This is a genomic window from Mucilaginibacter arboris (genome assembly GCF_009754915.1).
Classification (GTDB): Bacteria; Bacteroidota; Bacteroidia; order Sphingobacteriales; family Sphingobacteriaceae; genus Mucilaginibacter_A; species Mucilaginibacter_A arboris.
This window is the reverse complement of record NZ_WPIK01000002.1, coordinates 205115-226260: the sequence shown is the minus strand read 5'-3', so window position 1 is coordinate 226260 and position 21146 is coordinate 205115. Positions and strand designations below refer to the sequence as shown.

Genomic DNA, 21146 nt, shown 5'->3' with positions numbered 1-21146 from the left:
CATTTCTAAATCTTAATTTCCAAACCTTAAAGAGTTACATTTAGGCCAAAAGCAATTGTTCTGGGCCTCGGATAAGAACTATAATCAAAGCCACCCGTGAGAGCGGAATTATAAGTGCTCACTTCCGGATCAAGGCCGGTGTATTTGGTCCAGGTCCATAAATTCTGCCCGGAAGCATAAACTCTCAGGGAAGAGATTTTAACCCTTGCTAACATTTTTTTAGGAATATTATAACCCAAAGAAGCGGTCTTTAGCCTCAGGTAAGAACCATCCTGTACCGTTCTGGACGAATATCCCCCGCCAAAATATCCGTTGGTGCGATAATTAGGGGAACCCTGGTTGGTAGGCGACCATCTATCAGCATAGCTTGCATATTGTTCAAGGTACACTTTGTTCAATCCGTTACCGTCGAAAACAAACTCGTTTACGTCCTGGATGTTATTGCCATAAGACCATTGAAAGAAAACATTCAGATCAAAGTTTTTATAGGTAAAGTTATTGCTAAATCCACCAACATGTATAGGCAGTGACCGGCCAATTACTGTATAATCAGAAGAATTGACCACACCATCCCCATTAATATCTTTGTATTTGATATCGCCGGGCTGAATGCTCGTACGGGTATTACCATTGGTTGGAACATTATCTTTTAAAACATAAGTACCTGTAGAACTAATGTTAAAATCACTGTACTGGTAAATACCATTGTAAAGATAACCATACATTAAACCTAAAGGCTGTCCTACCTTCGCTATATAAGACGGTATCGACGTCCAGCCATTGTCCCAAGGTATAGCAGTAGTGAGGGATTCCTGGTTATTAGCCAAAGCCAAAACCTTGTTTTGATTAAAGGAAATGTTAAAATTACTGGTCCACTTAAATTCTCTCGAAGTAATATTAGTTGTATTTATGGAAAGCTCAAGCCCCTGGTTTTGAACACTGCCAATATTTTCAAAAGCGGTATTGTAACCAGTTGAAGTTGGCAAGGTAGCATTGAGCAACAGGTTTTTAGTTATTTTACGGTAAACATCAGCAGTCAGGCTAACACGGCTGTTTAAAAATGACAGGTCTAACCCGGCGTCGTACTGGTCTGTTGTTTCCCATTTCAGGTTTGGGTTTCCCACTGTAAGCGGAATAATACTGGAAACATAAGCGTTGTTGAATGAATAACTGTTTGCCGGGGCAACAGTAGTGGTGGATAAGTAGGAAAAGTCGCCTACCCGGTTATTTCCTGTTTTACCATAGCTAAGCCTCAGTTTTCCGTCTGATACGATCTTATTATCTTTCAGAAATTTTTCCTGAGTAAACCTCCAGGCTAACGCTCCCGAAGGAAAATAACTCCAGTGATTTTGCGGGCTGAATTTGGATGAGCCGTCTGCCCGGTAAGAAGCTGTCAGATAGTATAGTGAATTATAATTATAGGCTATCCTGCTTAAAAAAGAAGCCGACGTCCATAAGGAACTTATAGCCTGGGTTGCAGATGGATTTAAAGTCCCTTCATTCAGGCCGCTTATCCCCAGAGATTCATTTGGTAAAAAGTTAGCGCCAAAACCATAGGTGCTGGAGGTGTTGCCTTGTTCTGTAAAACCTGCAAGTACATTGAAATTGTGAACGCTGTTAAATGTCCTGGTATAGGTTAGCGTATTTTCGTTTGCCCAATTATTTACTTTGCCTGTGGAAATTGAACCATTTACCCCGTTTGCTTGCCCCGGGTTAGTTAACGGACTGCCGTAATAGGTATTGGAGTTATTAAAATTCTCATTATTAACCGTGCTGTTGTTAAGGATTCCCGTTACCCTTAATACCAGGTTAGGAACAATTGTATAAGTTAAATAGGCGTTGACGTTTAAATTATTTGTCTTAACATTCCGCACGATGTTCTCCTGGTTTAGAATCGGGTTAAACTTATAATCATTTGAAGAACTGGTAGTAGGGTCTATTGGCTGATTATCAGTAATTGCGGCAAGCGGGCTGGACCCCCAAACGCTATATAGTATATTTGTTGTGCCGCTATTGGTTGAAGTTGCGGGGGAATTGCCGGCCTGCAGTAAATAGGCATAATTGGCATTAATGCCTACTTTTATCTTATCGTTAAGCGACTGATCTAAAGTAATCCTTCCCTGGTAACGTTTATAACTGGTGGCAATAACAGTTCCGTCTTGCGTATCAACCGAACCGGAGACAGAATAAAGTGTTTCCTTGGTCCCTCCTCGGACGGCAAGTGAATAATTCCTGAGATCGCCTGTTCGAAAAAAAGGCGACTGCCAATCGGTAGCCGGATAGTTTTTATAATCGTTCAACGTTTTACCAGGTACTGTTAAATAAGTATAAGTAGGTGTTGAGGCCGTACTTGAGCCTAAAGTTGGGTCGCGCTCCAATTGGTACTGCAGAAACTGGTAAGCGTTCATTAGCTGCATGGTCTTTATATTATTATTAAAGCTTTGCGTTGTTGTGAACGTAGTTTGTGCTTTTCCAGCCTTGCCTTTTTTAGTCGTAATGATGATGACACCGTTAGCTCCTCTTGCACCATATATTGCTGTTGAAGATGCATCCTTTAATACTTCGATCGATTCGATATCCTGCGGGTTAAACACATTTAAGTTAAATCCTTCGATAGGAAATCCATCAACCACATATAATGGCGAATTGTCTTGTGTAATTGAGTTCGCACCCCGAATTACAATATTTACCGGTGCACCCGGCTGCCCGTCTGATGAGTTCACCTGCACACCGGCAACACGTCCTGCAAGTGCCTGGTCAATTGACATTACCGGCGCTTTATTAAGGTCTTGTATAGAAACCTGGGCTACAGAACCGGTAAGGTCCTTTTTCTTAGCGGTTCCGTAACCGATTACCACAACCTCATTAAGGCCTGATGATTGCTCTGCAAGGACAACATTTATGACAGCTCTGCTGCCAACCAATTGCTCCTGGGTTACAAAACCTATGTAGCTAAATACCAGAGTGGATTTATTATCAGGAACAGTGATTACATATTTACCATTGACATCGGTACTGGTGCCTGCCTGGCCATTTTTCACTCTAACGTTAACACCGATAAGCGGCTGCTTGTGCGAATCGATAACCGTACCGGTTATCTTCAGGCTTTTAGCTTGCCCGAACGATTGTACAGATAATAAACTCATCACCAGGAAAACAGCGGCAACTGCTGTTCCGCAGCATATTTTTAAATACTTAGGGTAGAGATAGGGCATGTTAAACTCCTTTCGTTTTTTTGGTTAATTGCTATTTTTAATTAGTACACATCAATGGCATGTTTATATTTTATCCGCGGAATTGACCATGCTTCTTTTATGCCTATAAATTTTGTTTTAGATACTGTCTAATAAAAAGTATAAAAATTCAAGGTTTTTTAGGTGGTAAAAGAAGCATAGAAAATAAACCGGGCAAAAATTAAACAGGCCCTGATTGAGTTTATGTATTGCCTGACTGATCCGGCCAATGCAGGCAAACTCTATTTTCTATCTTAGCATTTGTCCCTGTATTTTGTATAATGCGGGGTAAATTTTCTTTTCATATCTTTTGTTAAATTGGTATAAGGCTAATGTGAAATTATTTGTTGTTTTATAGGGTTAACGTATCGGTATGATTAGGGGTAAAATTTAGTCGCGTGCTGTTTTTTCGCCCTTGATCTGCGGTTTTTAACGTTATTTCATCTCAAATTTACCCTTCAGCCTGATGTCGCTGGATGATGAGCCAATCATCACATTAAAGTCTCCGGGCTCAACAACATGTTCCATCTTCCGGTTATATAACTTTAAATCGTCGGGTACAATAGTGAATGATACTTCTTTTGTTTCGCCAGGTTTTAAGCTGATCCTGTCAAAACCCCTCAACACCTTTTCATAAGTGGTAACCGTACTTAAAACATCCCGGATGTAGAGCTGCGGTATCTCGTCGCCTGCTACTTTACCTGTGTTTGTTATTTTAAAGGATACTGTTACGTTTCCGGCAAGGTTTTGTATTTCGGGCGTTATTTTAAGGTCGCTGTAACTAAAGGTGGTATAGCTCAACCCAAATCCAAACGGGTACAAAAGGCCTTTTATTTTTGCCAGTTCGCCCTCATCTGTTTCCGAATTTGGTTTTGTGGGGAAGTTGAACGGCAATTGTCCGACGGATTTAGGGAAAGTTAAGGTTAGCTTGCCACCAGGGTTATAATCGCCAAATAAAACATCAGCTAAAGCTGTGCCTCCCTGCATTCCGGGGTAACCGGCATAAATTATCCCATCCACATTCTTGTCAATCCAGTTAATGGTTATGGGCTGCGATCCTATCAATACTACAACCACAGGCTTGCCGGTTGCTTTAATGGCCTGAACCAGCGCAAGCTGTTGTCCGGGAAGGTCAAGACTGGTACGGCTTTTATTTTCGCCGGCAGTTTGGGTATTTCCGCCAAGCACTACTACGGCCATATCTGCACGTTGCGCTGTTGCTACCGCGCTATCTATCATAGCCTGTTCTGTTTCATCCGGGCCCTGCGGGAATATCTCGCTTTCTGGCCAGTGTTTATCAACTAAAGTACAGCCTAATGAATATAGTACTTTTGATGCGCCGATTTTGGTTTGGATACCCTGAAGTACATTTACACTTTTTGAGCCCAGCGGGCCATAATGTGTATGTGCATAATTATCATTTACAGCATTAGGGCCGATCACGGCAACGGTTTTCGATTTTGGAATCGGTAAAATATTGCCTTTATTTTTTAACAATACAATACTCTCTTTAGAAGCCTGCAAAGCTACTGCCCGGTTTGCTGCGCTGTTTACTACTTTAACACTGTTTTCAACATTTTCTACATAAGGATGATCAAACAAGCCTATTTTAAATTTAACCCGCAGCACATCGCGTACGCGATTGTTAACCGTATCTATGGGCAATTTACCCTCTTTAACCAGTTGCCTGGCATAAAGGATAATACTATCGGGAGGGCTGAACGTGGTGCGCACATTCATACCTGCCATAAATGCCTGTAAAACCGCATCTTTTAAGTTAGCTGCTACATGATGTTTGCTGTATAAATATTCGAGGGCATCGCTATCGCTCACTACATAGCCTGTAAAGCCGAATTCTGTGCGAAGGCGTTGTATCAGCCAGTAATCACTGCCGGAAATGGGTATGCCGTCGTAATCGTTGTACGAACTCATGATGCCCATTATATCCGCTTCTTTTATTACTTTTTTAAACGGATATAATAAGATGTTCTCCACCTCACGCGGTGCAACCTGCGGATCGGTACGTGCCAGACCTTCTCGCGCGCCTTTGTTGGCGCTATATACGGCAAAGTGCTTAGCGGTAGCTGCTACCTGGTTGTTTTGCTGCATCCCTTTAGCCATTTCAACGCCCAAGCGTGCAACCAAATATGGGTCTTCACCATAAACTTCTTCAAGCCGGCCCCAGCGCTGGTCGCGGGCTACATCTAATATGGGTGCGTAAATATTGGTATAACCCAGTGCCCTACCTTCCTGACCGGTGATAAAACCTTCCTGGTGTACTAAGGCTTTATCCCAGGTCATGCCCATGTTTAGTTCTGTTGGGAAACCGGTTGACTGGTACGCTTCCACACCCCGGATACCTTCATTCGTAAAATCGGCAGGAATTCCTAAGCGCGTCTGTTCAATAAAAAAGCGCTGGGTTTGGTTCATGGCCAAGATGTGCTTGCGGATATCGGTAACCAAGGGCGAATTTGATATCACGCCCCATTTAACAAAGCCGTTTAAATGCTCATCGATATTGGCTATGCCATCCTTCCAAATCTCATTTTTCCAATTAGAAGTTGGTAATGAGTCTTTTAATATACGTTTATAACCATATAGCGTGGCAAGCTGGCAGGTTTTTTCTTCCAGCGTCATCTGACTTAATAAATTGTTTATCCGGGCATCGATAGGTTGAGAGCGGTCTTCATAAATATCTTTCTTGCCATTTTTATTCAGATCTATCCACCCTTTCTTATAGATAGGAGGATCGGCTTTGAACGAAAGGCCCACAAGCACTAAAAACAAAACGGCTATGCCCGGTAATATACTTTTGTTGGGGGTAGTAAATTTCATGTCTTTAATAAAATATTTGTTTTAGTAGCTTGTATTTTGTTCAGCATCTTTTTCGATGCTTCTTTTATCACCTAAAAATCTGTAAGACCCATTTGCTTTTTGTAACGGCAGCAAGGGCAATGCAAATTTTATAGTGCTAAAAGAAGCATTAGGTTTTTTTTGATATAGATTATACAAGTTTAAACCTGTTCAAATTTTACCGGCTTCTTTTTTCGATGCTTCTTTTATCACCTAAAAATCTGCAAGGCCATTTGTTTTTTATACCGATAGCAAGGGCAATGCAAATTTTATAGTGCTAAAAGAAGCATCAGGACCAATCCTGAGAATATCGAAGGATCTGATAGAAACTTATTCAGGTTCTTATAGTACTCGTTAAATTGCGGTAGCAAAGGCGAATATGAGATTGCATCCTTAATTTAAGGGGCGAAAAAATAACTTTTTTAGGGTGAAAAATCGGTACAAATAAATTGCACCTGTAGGCAGCGTTATTTTATTGTTAACGGGCAGCAGGGTTTACTAGACTTTAAGAAGTTAAGCGCCAACCTGATCCATATATTCGGACGGGGTTTTGCCAAATTGTTTTTTAAACTCTTTGCTGAAGTATTTACGATCGTTAAAGCCAACGGCATAAGCTACCTCGGCTATGCTTAATTTGTTTTGGGCCAGCAGCGCGGCGGCCTGTTTAAGCCTGGTCGATTTTATAAAATCAGTAATATTCATATCGGTTAAGGCTTTTACCTTGCGATACAGGATAGACTGGCTCATTCCGATCTCTTTAGTCAGTTTAACCACATCAAATTCAGAATCTTCCATGTGGGTTTCAACAATGGCCATCAGCTTGTTCAAAAACTTCTCATCAGGGGATCCGATCAACTTATTTTTGGGCATTAGGGTTAGCTGCTGGGTAAACTTTTTACGCATAAACTGCCGCGTCATGATCAGGTTACGGATGGTAAGCTCAAGCATTTGCATGCGAAAAGGCTTGGTGATATAGGCATCTGCCCCTGTTTCAAGCCCGTTAACCTGATGAACGTAGGTAGCTTTAGCGGTAAGCAATATTACCGGGATATGATTTGTACGTTCGTCGGCCTTTATTTTGGAGCAAAATTCAAGGCCATCCATAACCGGCATGGTTATATCGCTGATAATCAGATCGGGAATTATCTGGCAAGCTGCTTCCCACCCTTGAGCGCCGTTCGTACTTTCGTGAATAACATATAATCCTGCAAGCGACTCTTTAATTAAACCCCTTACTTCGTTATTATCTTCCACTAACAAAACGGTTTGCTTTTGTTGAGTATTAGGCACTTCTATGTCTTCGGCCCGCGGCATTAACGCCGGGGTGTTTACCTGCTGTTGTAATGCGTAATCCCCGGCAGGGCTATCGTCCAATTCACTGGCATCAAAATGAGCTTTTCCTTTTAACAGCGAAATGGTAAAAACAGTTTTTCCCGGGCAGGTATCCGTAGCTAATTCGCTTTCAACACTAACCTTTCCTTTGTGCAGGTCAACAATATTTTTCACTAACGCCAAGCCGATACCCCAACCTGGTGTGGTGTTATTTTGGGCCTGGTAAAAGTTATCGAAGATCAGCAACTGTACATCTTTTGCTATACCAGGGCCATTATCGGATATAATGATGTTCACATAATCCTGATCCTCATTTACCGAAAAAGTAACCGTACCTTCAACAGGTGTGAACTTAAAGGCGTTAGATAAAATGTTAAACAACACTTTTTCAAACTGGGCAGGATCGAAATAAACGGTTGTAGCATCGATCTCCTGCTTAAACTGATAACTAATATTTTTCACCAGGCTCAAACGCTCAAACGAAAAGAAGATATCCTGGCAAAATTTAACGATTTCATGCCCGGATACGTGCAGTTTCAGGTGCCCGGTTTCAATCTTCCTAAAATCCAGAAGCTCGTTCACCAACCTTAATAAACGGTCGGCATTTTGTTTTACATAAGTAAGTTGACGGCCTACTAACGGATTATCCAGGGTAACATCTATCAATTTTTCTACGGGAGTTAATATCAGGGTTAGCGGTGTTCTGATTTCGTGTGATACTTTGGTAAAAAAGTCGAGTTTCATCTGATGCACTTCCTGCTGGCGCTCGTAGTTCAGGTGTTCGTAATACAAATCGCGCTCTAACCGGGCTTGCCGCCTAAAGAATCGGATAACCAGAAAAAGTATTCCCGCAAAGCTTAAAATATAAAAGCAACAGGCCCACCATGTTTTCCAGATGGGTGGAAGGATAACGATGTGTAAACTTGCAGCCCTGCTGCTCCACAAGCCGTCGTTATTGCTGCTTTTTACCAAGAAATCGTATTCGCCGACAGGCAAATTGGTATAGGTGGCTGTGGGTATCTTCACAGAGTTCCAGTTTTTTTCGAAGCCTTGCAGTTTGTACATATACTGGTTGCGGCCCGGCTTATCGTAATTAAGGGCAGTAAAATCTAAGCTGAACACGTTTTGATCGTGGGTAAAAGTGATCTCACGGGTTAGGCTGATATCTTTTTGTAGCAGCTTTGTTTTATCTGCAATGCCTACGGGCTGGTTAAACAATTTTAAGCTTGTAAACAGCACCGGCGGGGCTATTACATTTTCTTTAATTTGCTTCGGGCTAAAACTAATCAGGCCGTTGTAGGTGCCAAAGTACAGGTTGCCGTCGGCATCTTTAAATGATGAATTGTAGTTAAACTCGTTTGTAGGGAGGCCATCTTTAACGTTATAGTTTTTAAACCTCCCTGTAAAGGTGTTAAATTTAGAAAGGCCGTTATCGGTACTTATCCATAAATAATTGCCATCGGCGGGTTGTATGTTCAGCACATTATCGCTGGGAAGGCCGTCCTTTATTTTGTAGGTTCTGAAGGTTTGCTTAAGATTGTCATATCTGCTTAAACCACCGTGAAAAGAGCCTACCCAAATTGTACCATCATTGTCCTCTTTTACACAATTAATATAGCCAGCTTTTAAGCTGGTTGCATCACTTTCACTTGTTTTAAAAGTGCTAAATGAGGTTGCACCGGGTTTTAATATCCCAAGTCCGTCTGACGTACCTACCCATATTTGATGATGCCTGTCCTCGTAAATACATCTGATCGCTATATTGCTTAAATATAAATGTGTTGACGGGTTATTTAGATAGGTGCGGAATTGCTGCTGTTTCTTGTCAAAAATATCGAGGCCTTTTGAAGTACCTACCCAAAACCGGTTAAAGCTATCCTCCAAGATACAACTAACAATATCGCTGCTGATGGAATAAGGATTGGTGGCATTATGGCGATAATGTTTAAAAGTAGCAGAAGATGGCTGAAACAGTTCTAACCCGCCCTGGTGCAAGCCTACCCAAATGTTATTTGCCTTATCCCGATAAATAGCCTTGATAAAATTGGTGCGGATACTGCCTTCTTCACTCGGATCGTTGATATAGTGTTTAAATACCTGTTTAGTTTTGTCATAATAATTTAAACCGTTGCCTTCGGTGCCTATCCATAAATTTTGTTTCGCATCTGCAATAATAGTACTTACAACGTTGCCGCTAATGCTATTTTTATATTTACTGGCCTGATAAACATTAAAAGGTATGGTATTAGGATGGATAATATTAACCCCTCCGAACATCGTTCCGATCCAGGCCGTACCATTGTTATCAAAATAAATTTCTTTAATAGAATTATCGCTCAGGCTATTGCGGCTCTCAATATCATGCTGGTAAAGTTTAAACTCTTTTTTGCTTTCATCATACAGGTTTAAGCCGTTCATGGTGGCTATCCATAGTACGCCATTCCTGTTTACGATCTTCCTTATATCATTATTGATCAAGGAATTATTGTTTGCAGGATCGTGTTTAAGATGAGTGAAGGCCTGGGTTTTAGGGTCGAAAATATTAACGCCGCCTGTTTGGGTACCTATGCAAATATTGCCCTGGCTATCCTGTGCAATAGCCTGTACAAAATTTCCATCCAGGCCATTAGGGTCGGTTTTGCTGCTGATAAAATTTTTGAAAGCATAATGGCCGTTCTTCAGGCTCATCAGGGTAAGGCCTTCGTTTGTACCAACCCACATATTGCCGTCGCGGTCCTCAAATAAGCTTTCTATCTGGTTACCTGCAAGGCCAGGGCCGTTCGCTGTAGCTTTAACAAAATGAGTAAACTTTCGGGATGAGGAAAAGCTGAGCATATTGAGGCCTCTTTCGCTCCCAAACCAAATCCGGCCGCTCCTGTCCTGGTAAGTACAGCGGATATTTTTACCCATAAGGCTTTTCGGGTTACTATCTTTGTGTATCAGGCGTTCAAATGAATCGCTTTCGGGAATGTAGCGGTTAAGGCCTTTCGAAGTACCTATCCACAAGTGCTTTTCGCGGTCTTCAAAAACAAAGAAAACGTAATCGCTGCAACTTATGCTCGTGGTATCGCGGTAATCATAATTGTATATTTTGATGTTGCGTGCATCATACCGGTTTAGCCGGTCGCGGGTGCCAAACCACATATAACCGCGGCTATCTTTAAGGATAGATAATACCGTACTTTGAGAAAGGCCGTTTGACACGGAAATATGATCGAACGAAAGCTGGCCAAACGAAGTGTTTAACAAAATGAACTGTAAAATGACAAGAATGAAAAACTTTTTCATTTACTAACAACAGGCAACTATAAATCCTTATAACCCTAAAGTTAACAGTTATACTGTTATGTACATAATGGCATAAAAGAATTTTCATTTATCACCCACAATTGATTTCTATATTAGAAGTTGTTTAAATTTATATCAGAAAAAAACCTGATGCTTCTTTTATCACTATAAAATTAGCCTCACCCCCCGCCCTCTCCAGAGGAGAGGGAGCTGCCGGTACAAAAGTTAATGGCTTGCAGATTTTTAGGTGATAAAAGAAGCATATCAAATATTCTGAACATCATCATTTAAACAGGCTTTCAGACGCTGACGAAAACTTTTTTTGAGTTGATGCTTCTTTTATCACCTAAAAATGTTGGGCATTAACCTGCTACAATTATTTCAACTACAGTGTGTGATCCGATATAGCAGGTTCCGCCTGTTATTAATATTCTTTCCTTTATGGCTGGCTTTCTGATTGTTGCAGCATTGCCTGCAATTCGGATATCATTTTAACTGCAAGATTATTGGCTGATGCTTCATCCGATGACTCGGCATAGATCCTGATAATAGGTTCGGTATTGGAACGGCGAAGGTGCACCCACTCTTTACCAAATTCAATTTTCAAACCATCGGTTACATTTTGCGGCTGATGTTTGTATTGTTTGCTTATTGCTGATAAAAGCCCATCCAGGTCAAGGTTTTCATCTAACTCAATTTTGTTTTTGGCTATGAAGTATCGCGGATAGCTGTCCCTTAATTGCGAGATAGTTTTATTTTGATTGGCCAGATGTGTTAAAAAAAGCGCTATCCCAACTAAAGCATCCCGGCCATAATGCAACTCCGGATAGATGACACCACCGTTGCCTTCGCCACCAATAACCGCATTTGTTTCTTTCATTTTGGTTACTACGTTCACTTCGCCTACGGCTGATGCACTATAGGCCATTCCCGCCGCTTCTGTCACATCACGCAAAGCCCGGGTTGACGACATGTTAGAGACTGTATTACCAGGCGTAAACCTTAAAACGTAATCCGCCACCGCCACTAACGTATATTCTTCGCCAAACATGGACCCGTCTTCGCAAACAAAGCAAAGCCTGTCCACATCCGGATCAACGGCAATGCCCATATCAGCGCCTTGTTGTTTAACTGCGTTTGAAAGCCCGGTTAAATTAGCCGGCAGCGGCTCTGGGTCATGCTGAAAATTACCATCGGGTAAGCAGTTTAATTTGTTTATTTGAGTTACACCCAAAGCTTCCAGCAAAGCTGGTACAGCAAAACCACCGGTAGAGTTTACAGCATCAACAATAATGCTGAAACCAGCATTTTTAATGGCCTGTACATTTACAAGCGGCAAAGCCAATATTTTTTGGATGTGCCAATCAATATAGGAATCAAAGTAAGTTACTTTACCCAATTGGTTAACGTCTGAATAAGATAAGCCATCAGATTCCGCTATTTCTAAAACTTTGATACCCTCTTCGCCACTAATAAATTCGCCTTTGGCATTTAATAATTTCAGTGCGTTCCATTGTTTTGTATTGTGGCTGGCTGTTAAGATAATACCTCCGCCTGCCTGCTCTTCGGCAACGGCCATTTCTACTGTTGGCGTGGTGGATAACCCGAGGTCAACAACATCGATACCGATACTTTGCAAAGTGCCAACAACCAAGTTACGCACCATATCGCCAGAAATGCGGGCATCGCGGCCGACCACTATTTTGCTGATTCCGGATGTGGTTTTAATGAGCTGGCCAAAAGCGGCTGTGTATTTTATAATATCGGGCGGGGTTAAACCCTTACCGGCATTACCGCCAATTGTACCGCGGATACCTGAGATTGATTTAATTAAAGTCATGCTATTATTTAATCGTTTTAAGTGGATGAGCGACAAAAATGAATGAACAGGTTGAATACCTGGGCTGATAAATTAGTCTTACCAGGGATAATGATTATCTTTTTACAGCCCTGCTGCCGGTACAAAAAGCAAATGGCCTTGCAGATTTTTAGGTGATAAAAGAAGCATATCAAACATCCTGATATAAATTTAAACAGTTTCCCAAAAATATTACCGGGAATTGTATGGCGGTTAATGTTCCCTGCTGATAACTTCTTTAAATTTTACTTCTCTCGAAGGTGATAATTTAGTTGTAAGTGCGTAAGTACCAGGAATTTCTTTCAACCAGTTTGGCCTGACATCATTCCAGGTAAGTGGTTTTCCTTTGATCCCGCCATCAACCAATTGCTGAATATCCAGGTCAATCCCTTCTATCGACTTAATTCCGTTTATTAACGACGGTTTGTATATCGATTTTAAATTGGCAGCATCGCCATTGAATTCATTTTTGGCCAATTTGAATTTGGTGGATTTTAGCCCATCTTCCGCAGGGATGCCTGGTTCACTGCCATAAAAAAAATTGTTTTTCCAGTCTTGCTTTTGGGAAATAGCAAAATCATCTTTAAAAAAAGTATATTGAGAACGATTTTCATGATAAAATATATTTCCGCTGATTAACAGATCATGCGGAAGCTCCATTTTCAATTTATTCTGATCAGCAAATTCTACCCTCCGCTGATACAACGGATTAAAATGGATAGCATAGCCATTGATGTTTTTAAAGATATTATTGGCTATAATCAGGTTAAAAGCCAGGGCATGTTCTGAGTTTTCCGGCCCAGGATTTAAATACAACGCTGCATTACCCCGCGAATCAATTGTTTCTGGCAGTTCAAAATAATTACAAGCAATAATATGTTTGCTCCCCCAAACAAACATTCCGCCATAGCCGAATTTAGTATCATTACCTATATAAAAATTATTGATGGCTATCTGGTGATCGCCGTGCCGAAAATTCATTGTTCCCTGGCAGTCGAGGCAAGTATTGGCATAATAAACATTTTCCTGGGATTTACTGGTAATGATCTCGGCTTCAGAATCCTGGCGTTGAAACAGATTAGAATCAACCAGGCATCTGCCCATATCATTTCTATAATAACCAATACGTATTGCGCCGCCAGCGTTACCCGGTTTTTGGGGATTAGAAAAGAAACAATGGTCCACCCGATGATACATCGGTGGTCCGCCAGGCCTGCCATCTTTTATTGCCGACGCTGTATTGTTTAAGTTGATAACCTGATCAAACGTAATTTTATCTGTAAATACACAATGGTCAATGCGGCAATGCTGTGGCACACTACCCTCTTTGGTCAATGAAGTTGTTATATAGGCTGAATTGGCCTCGTCAAAACAATCAAAAACACATTCAGTAACCCTGTTATAACTTCCATAAATTGCTACCAAACCGGGCCCGTGCGATTTCCATTTATTAACGTCCCTGTTTCCATCTTTAAACCATATACCGGCCAAAATAATGTTTTGCGCCCGTAATTCAACTTTGGCATCCCCGGTAAAATATACCTTACCAGGGTTTAACGCTTTGATGATGATTGGCCTATCCGTATTTCCCGACCGGGTAACCATTAATTGAATATCTTTATATTCTCTGTCATTAATTTTTATTTCATCGCCTGGTTTCGATTGGGCTACGGCTTTATATATTTCCTCTTTTGAAGAAACAATTTGCCCAATGCTGTTTAATGTGATGAAAAAAAATGCAATAATTAACAATAAACTTAATTTACGCTTGTTCATTACCTGTCTTATAGTATAAACTCAAACGAAATTAAGATCGATAAACCCATTGGAGAGGGTAATAATTAGTTTAAGTAAGGGTAATAATTGGTTAACATCTCTATTTTTTACTTTCAGTAAGCTATGAAGTTGTTTAAACTTTTTTCCTGGTTTTCTTTTTTTAGGCTGATGCTTCTTTTATCACCTAAAAATTTAAGCATCGTTTCTTTTTGATCTGTTTAAATAAATGCAACACCAGTTTTACCCGGTAAAAGAAGCATTAACTAATTGATTGTTGTTGATCGGGAAAAGTTTAAACAAGTACCTAACCCAAAAACCTGGGTTAATTAAACTAATTGTCCTGGATACATCTAAAACCTAAGTGCTCCATGCCGCTGTCTTCTGTACTTTTCATCCTTCGGGATACCCTGTAACCAGAGCAATAACTATCATTACATAAAAAAGACCCTCCCCTTATTACCCGTTTTTTGGCGTAAGGATCTTCAGGATCATAACTTTTATCTGGCCCTTGCGGATTTTTAACACCGTTTGCACTGGCTACACTTTCATAATATTTGTTATTGTAATAATCGGAGCACCACTCCCAAACATTGCCAGCCATATCATATAAGCCATAGCCGTTTGCAGCAAAAGAGGCAACAGGCGCCAGGCTATAAAATTTATCCTTCATCGTATTTTTGTCAGGAAAATGCCCCTGCCAGGTATTTGCTTTAGGTTTACCCGCATCAACCTGCTCATTGCCCCATGGATAGACCTTATTTTGCAAACCGCCGCGTGCTGCCCATTCCCATTCTGCTTCTGTAGGCAGGCGTTTGTTTGCCCACTTGCAATAGGCAACCGCATCATACCAGGAAACGTGTACAACCGGGTAATTATCTTTTCCTTTGATACTGCTGCCCGGTCCATGAGGGTGCTTCCAGTCGGCCCCTTTTTTCCATGCCCACCAGTGGCTGTAATCATTTAAGTCAACTGCATGGTTTGGTGGGTCAAACACAAGCGAAGCGGCAACCAGTACACTGTCGTCTGGTTTCGGGGTACCGGGAGGCAATTGCTTTTTAAGTTCATTCCAGTCGGGCTTACGTTCTGCGGTAGTAACGTAACCTGTAGCCGCTACAAATTTGGCAAACTGGGCGTTGGTAACTTCTGTTTCATCCATCCAAAAACCTTTTACAGAAGTTTTATGCTTAGGAAACTCATCCGGCGCAGCCTGGTTATTATCTCCTCCCATCATATAAATACCCGGCCTGATCCAAACCATCCCTGCATGAGAAGATGTTCCGAGCGCCTGTGTTACAGAATTTTTAGAACTATTTAGGGAGGGAAAACGTGATGGAATATTCGATTCGCAACAAATGGCCTTTTTTGATAACGCCGGTAAAACGTTGGCATGGGCAGTTGCAGTAGAAGTTTTTTGTTTACATCCACAAAACAGCAGCGGTACAAAAAGGCTGATTAATAAGAATTTGAATTTCATTTTATAAATATGGATTGAACTAATATTACACCAGGCCCGGGAGAGTGGGTTGCATTAATTGCACGTTGTACGCTCAAATTTAATATCATTCTTTTAAAAACCAATATTATCCCTTCAGGGCCTGTTTAAATTTATATCAAAAAATCTAAAATGCTTCTTTTATCAACATAAATCTGGTATTTAAATTTCATATAGATCCAAACCCTGAAAGTATTTTTTTAAATTGATAAAAGAGGATTAAACAAACCAGCTGCCTGACGGAATATTACAGGAAGGTGATTTTCGGTTTTAGCAGATTAGCTTGCCTGCCCCTTAAAGGCCAACAATTTCATCAGGCATGGGCACAGGCTTTCCGGTTAATTTATCAACGGGTAGCTGGGCATTATAAAGCTTTAATTTTTGGGTTAAAAGCTTGGCTAATAATTTTGTTTCCGCAGGACGTTTTTTTGCCAGGTCATGTGCCTCTTTAATATCATCCCGCAGGTTGTACAGTTCCAGCCTGCCGTATTTTTCGAAATAAATCAGTTTCCAATCGCCTTGCCTGATGGATGTCATCCAGGCATTGTCATCGCCCAGGTTTCCGCCTGTCCAATTGTTAGGAAAGTTCCAGACCAGCACCCGTTCAGGGTCACTTTTTTTGGGGTTTTTTAAATAAGGGACTATACTTTCGCCATCTACCGTTTGTACGGTTTGATAGCGTTTAATGTCGGCCATTTCTATTAAAGTAGGATAAAAATCTTCGATATGGACATATTGTTTACAGATACTGCCAGCCTTTGTTACCCCGGGCCAGCGCACCATCATGGGTTCCCGCACACCGCCTTCATAGAGCGAGCCCTTTCCGCCACGCAAAGGGTAATTTTGGGTATTGTCATTTCCCTGGCGGGGAGGATGAGAGAACCCGCCATTGTCTGACATAAAGATAATGATCGTGTTTTGAGTAAGGTTATGCTGATCTAAATACTTCATCAAATCGCCCAGGCTTTTGTCCATGCCTTCTACAAGCGCAGCATAAGCGGCTTCAGGTTTAGTAAGCCCTTCATCAAGATATTTTTGCACAAAGCGCTGATCGGCATTATATGGCAGGTGCACGGCATAATGGGCCATGTACAGAAAAAAAGGTTTCTTTTTCATCTGTGCTGTATCCATGGCCAATTCGGCCTCTTTTGTTAAATCTTCTGTTAAAAAAGTGTTGGTATGCCAGTACTTTTTCATATTTGGGATATCCGCCTGCAATATAAATTTTTCGGGATTATAGCCAAAATCATCTTCCGCTAAATAAGATGCCGGATTGCCGGCAGCGCTCCCGCCGATATTTTTTACAAAACCCAGCTTTAAAGGGTCTGCACCCACTGTTCCGTAAGCGCCAAAGTGTGCCTTTCCGCATTGAATAGTGTAATAGCCATTGTTTTTCAGGATCTGGGGCAAAGTGGTAACATACACACTTCTCGGGTCGCCTGGCACAGGCGATAAACCATTAACGTTCCATTGCGGGACCATTAATTTATCATCGTTATAATCTACCGGTTTATCTTTAAAGGCCGTCCAGTTGGTTACCCGGTGGCGGGCTGCATTCATTCCAGATAAAAGGCTTACCCTGGATGGCGTGCAAATGGAGTTTGCATAAGCCTGGGTAAATTTTATGGAAGTTGCCGCAAACTGCTCCATATTCGGGGTATGAAATTTTCGGTTGGCATTGGTAACACTGTCCCAAAAAGGAACCGAAGTATCCTGCCAGCCCATATCATCCACCAGAAATACGATGATATTGGGCTTTGCAGGCTGCACTTCCAACTTGAGCTGGGCATTTACAGAAGTAAGTGCTGTTGCTGATAAAAAGGCAGCCAAAGCACTTTTTAATATTATTGTTTTCATGTGGTTTACTAATTAAGGATCATATTTTCCGGATACATGCTTCTTTTATCGTTATAAAATTCGTTTTTTATTTTTTCTGCGGATAAAAGAAACAGGTGAATGGATCAATTTTTAGGTGATAAAAGAAGCATGTGAAACAGATTAAACAAAATCTAAACAAGCTTTAATTTTTAGGTGATAAAAGAAGCATCTTAAATTTTAAAAACCTGAAACAGTTTTACAACCGGCCGGGCATCGCTTTTGATGATCCTCAACCTGATCTGATTGGTGTTTACCGTTTTAAATGTTTGTATTCTTTTATTGCCTATAGACTGGCCGTTGCATACGCTTTGCCACTTGCCGCTTAAATTAGCTTCTACCTCATAAGAGCGTATCCTTTCCCCTTGGGTTATATCTTCAGCAATTACGATCTGATCCATATCCACAGGTTTATCTAATTTTATGGTGATCAATGTACCTGATCCGGATTTTTCTGCAATCGGGTTTTCAAAAAGACATTTTATCTCGGTCCCAAATTCTTTTAAACGCTGCACATCTGCCTGAGGTAATAAACCTCTGTTGTCTGGTGTTAAGCCTAAAATTAGTGTAGCATTTCTTCCAACCGACTTGTAATACATTTCCACCAAATTATTTAATGGAAATATATGGCTTTCGTCGCCTGGTTCCCAAAACCATTCATGTCTTCCGTTATAGCCTCTTAACGGAACGTCTGCCATTGCCGGCACCCAATACTTTCCTTCGGGATCTCCGTTTTTTAACAAAGCATAACCATTTGCCGAAATGCCGGGGATTGCACTTTCACCGCTTCCGGTAAAATGATAAGGAAAAGTTGCCCAACAAGGATAACCCACAGTTCCGCTTTCTGAACCTCCCCAACGTGCTTCTGCTAATTGATCGTTATGATAGAACAAGCAATCCGGCTGATATTTTTTAACGATGGGTAAAACATCCGGTGCCCCTTTTTCGGGACTGCTGGCCCCGCCATCAAACCATATTTCAAACAGCTGACCATATTTTGTACAAATTTCTTTTACCATTCCTTCCACCATGGTGTTGTAATACTTTTGCCGCTGTTTCTGCATTTCGCCTGCGCCATCAACCTTAAAATCATGCACCCCTAAAAAAGAGTTCCAGCGTATGCCCAGGTAAATACCTGGTTTTATATCGTATTTTCGGCAGGCATTAACAAATTCCCTTACCAGGTCTGCCTTTCCATCTCTCCATTTTAGCGCTTTTAAACTGTATGGATTTACATCAGATTGAAACATGGCGAAACCGGTTTCGTGCGTAGCGGTAAACACGGCAAATTTTGCACCTGCAGCTTTTGCTGCCCTAACCCATTGCTCCATATCCAGTTGTTTGGGGTTAAAAATATTATAATCAGCGATAGGCGTAATCCTGTTACTTGCCTGAATGTATCTTGTTGTATCAAACACATGAAGGTCGTAACTGAGCAGCACTCCAAATTCAGCTTGCTGCCAGGCTAATTGCCGGTTATTTGGTTTCGGAACTTCTTTAACCTGCGCTAAAGAAGTTTCTGCCAACATTAACCATACTGCGATAAATTTAAATATCCGTGTATAGTAAAAGCTTTTTTTCATGCTCACTATTTAATAAAAACAGCGCATCCTATAGATGCGCTGTTAAACATCTTTATTACCTGTTGCTGATCTATTACCAACCAGGGTTTTGTTTTATTTTAGGGTTCACTGTTGTTTCCTGCAAAGTAATTGGCAAAAGGTAATCCCTGTTCACATTAAAGTTATAACCGTTTGCCATGCTGCTTACATTTGTATAGGGTTGAATGTAACCTTGTGGGTTAACATATATATTCTTACCAACAACGAGAGATGGAATAACTGTTAAAAATTGTTTTGCCATAGCGCCTAAAGGTTGCTTGCCTACAATAAGGACAGGTGCAGCAGCCCATCTGCATATATCATTAAGCCGGTAACCTTCGCAAGCTAATTCTACGCGGCGTTCGCGGCGGACCTCATTAATAACAGGAGAAAGTTGCGGAAATGCCCATTTTGGATCAGGAATGATATTACCTATATTTAAATGCGGCATTTTCACCCGGTCTCTTAGTTTATTAATGGTTATATCTACGTCATTTTGGTTTATCAAACCCAATTCTGCACGCGCTTCTGCATAAGTAAGTAAGATCTCCGCATAACGCATATAAATAGTTCCTGTTGTACCTCCTGGCCCATTATGAACATCCTGAAAAAAATCTGTACTAAGCCCTTTTCTGATCTGATAACCGGTAGTACATGGGGTACCGGAAACGAGCGCGGGGTAAGTAAATCTTTTAATCGGATTAGCCCCTGGCATATTGGATATCACCGTATCGCCATAAAAGAAAACGATTTGCCTTAATCTTGGGTCCCGGTTTTTTAAAACATGCGCAAGCGAATCATCTCCCTGATAATTACGACTTATACTGATCGGATTGCCATCATTACACAAATAATCATCCACTAAGCTTTTTGATATACCATCAGAATTTGTACCGGAAGAACCAAACTGGTAATAATTCTGCCAGTCGGTTGTAATGTTAGCCTGCTGGTTATAGGCGCCCCAAAACATTATTTCTTTACTACTGCTATAGTCTGTTTGATTAAATAAATTAAAATAACCGTTAGGTACACCTACATTATCCAGTTGATAAATTCCTGAAGTAATTACCAGGTTGGCGGCATCAGCGGCCATTTGTAAAAAGTTAGCGCCATTTTGGCCGGCAACACCAAAAACATCACCAGCATGATATTTCTCCCAAGTACCTTCATATAAACACACCCTTGCTTTATATCCTTCCGCATATTCTTTATATAAACGCTGTGTTTGGGCACTGCTTTTAGTTGGCAGATAGGCGATTGCTTTATTCAGATCATTTACTATTGAATCTACTACTATATCTCTTGAAAGCCTTGGGGCATTTATCAAAGCCGTATCGGTAAGGTCCAAGGGTTTATTTATCCAGGGCATAGCACCACGGTTCTGAACTGCCTGAAAATACAAAATAGCCCTGAAAAAATAGGCTTCGCCAAGGTAAGGTGCAACACTGCTTGCCGATGCAGTAACTTTTTTATAATTCGCCAGGAAATAATTTACATTACGGATATTTGTCCAATCCGCATAGCCACCGTTACCTGCAACTGTTAACTGGCCGTTTAACCGTGCATTAACCGTTTGTGGCACCATATTATCGCTATTGTCATCAACACTATAGATGCCTAAGTTATTATAACCCAGGTAATGAGGAAAAATACCATCAACGCCATAGAGATTATTCATGTAATTCTGTAAATCATTTGTAGTATGCCAGTAAGAGGCTTCTGCAAGCGAAGTTGGCGGCAATTGGTTCAACAAATCATTTTTTTTACAGGAAGCAATTGCCAGTAAGCAAATCATGGAATACAGATATACAATTTGTCTCGGTTTCATATCTCAAGTC

The 21146-nt window shown here is 41.0% G+C and carries 9 protein-coding genes; all 9 read right to left on the bottom strand.

All coding sequences use genetic code 11. The features are described from left to right. Positions 1-26: 26 nt before the first annotated feature. The 9 genes from GO621_RS02805 to GO621_RS02765 all read right to left on the bottom strand — a co-directional run bounded on the left by GO621_RS02805 (position 27) and on the right by GO621_RS02765 (position 21136). Positions 27-3215, bottom strand: a complete 3189-nt coding sequence (locus GO621_RS02805) for a SusC/RagA family TonB-linked outer membrane protein (protein ID WP_157563992.1) — start codon at positions 3213-3215, stop codon at positions 27-29. Positions 3216-3668: 453 nt separating this feature from the next. Next, positions 3669-6068: a glycoside hydrolase family 3 C-terminal domain-containing protein gene (locus GO621_RS02800; protein ID WP_157563990.1), complete on the bottom strand. Its 2400-nt coding sequence runs from the start codon at positions 6066-6068 to the stop codon at positions 3669-3671. Positions 6069-6599: 531 nt separating this feature from the next. Further along, on the bottom strand, positions 6600-10706 hold the full coding sequence (locus GO621_RS02795; RefSeq protein ID WP_157563989.1) for a hybrid sensor histidine kinase/response regulator transcription factor: 4107 nt from the start codon (positions 10704-10706) through the stop codon (positions 6600-6602). A 439-nt stretch (positions 10707-11145) separates the two neighbouring features. Then, a complete protein-coding gene (gene glmM / locus GO621_RS02790; protein ID WP_157563987.1) occupies positions 11146-12546 on the bottom strand; it encodes a phosphoglucosamine mutase in 1401 nt (466 codons plus the stop codon). Between the two features lie 231 nt (positions 12547-12777). Then, positions 12778-14340 (bottom strand): chondroitinase-B domain-containing protein, encoded by a 1563-nt coding sequence (locus tag GO621_RS02785; RefSeq protein WP_157563985.1) that lies wholly within the window; start codon positions 14338-14340, stop codon positions 12778-12780. A 331-nt stretch (positions 14341-14671) separates the two neighbouring features. Beyond that, entirely contained in the window at positions 14672-15814 is a 1143-nt protein-coding gene (locus GO621_RS02780; protein ID WP_157563984.1) for a formylglycine-generating enzyme family protein, read from the bottom strand. 312 nt (positions 15815-16126) lie between these two features. Further along, entirely contained in the window at positions 16127-17689 is a 1563-nt protein-coding gene (locus GO621_RS02775; RefSeq protein ID WP_157563982.1) for a sulfatase, read from the bottom strand. 191 nt (positions 17690-17880) lie between these two features. Then, positions 17881-19290, bottom strand: coding sequence for an alpha-L-fucosidase (locus GO621_RS02770; RefSeq protein WP_157563980.1), 1410 nt, complete (start codon positions 19288-19290; stop codon positions 17881-17883). A gap of 73 nt (positions 19291-19363) precedes the next feature. Continuing rightward, on the bottom strand, positions 19364-21136 hold the full coding sequence (locus GO621_RS02765; RefSeq protein WP_157563978.1) for a RagB/SusD family nutrient uptake outer membrane protein: 1773 nt from the start codon (positions 21134-21136) through the stop codon (positions 19364-19366). Positions 21137-21146 lie beyond the last annotated feature (10 nt).

Bases quoted from the DNA above. Each gene is read 5' to 3' on its own strand.
- GO621_RS02805 (WP_157563992.1), bottom strand. From the start codon at position 3,215: ATGCCCTATCTCTACCCTAAGTATTTAAAAATATGCTGCGGAACAGCA.
- GO621_RS02800 (WP_157563990.1), bottom strand. From the start codon at position 6,068: ATGAAATTTACTACCCCCAACAAAAGTATATTACCGGGCATAGCCGTT.
- GO621_RS02795 (WP_157563989.1), bottom strand. From the start codon at position 10,706: ATGAAAAAGTTTTTCATTCTTGTCATTTTACAGTTCATTTTGTTAAAC.
- glmM (WP_157563987.1), bottom strand. From the start codon at position 12,546: ATGACTTTAATTAAATCAATCTCAGGTATCCGCGGTACAATTGGCGGT.
- GO621_RS02785 (WP_157563985.1), bottom strand. From the start codon at position 14,340: ATGAACAAGCGTAAATTAAGTTTATTGTTAATTATTGCATTTTTTTTC.
- GO621_RS02780 (WP_157563984.1), bottom strand. From the start codon at position 15,814: ATGAAATTCAAATTCTTATTAATCAGCCTTTTTGTACCGCTGCTGTTT.
- GO621_RS02775 (WP_157563982.1), bottom strand. From the start codon at position 17,689: ATGAAAACAATAATATTAAAAAGTGCTTTGGCTGCCTTTTTATCAGCA.
- GO621_RS02770 (WP_157563980.1), bottom strand. From the start codon at position 19,290: ATGAAAAAAAGCTTTTACTATACACGGATATTTAAATTTATCGCAGTA.
- GO621_RS02765 (WP_157563978.1), bottom strand. From the start codon at position 21,136: ATGAAACCGAGACAAATTGTATATCTGTATTCCATGATTTGCTTACTG.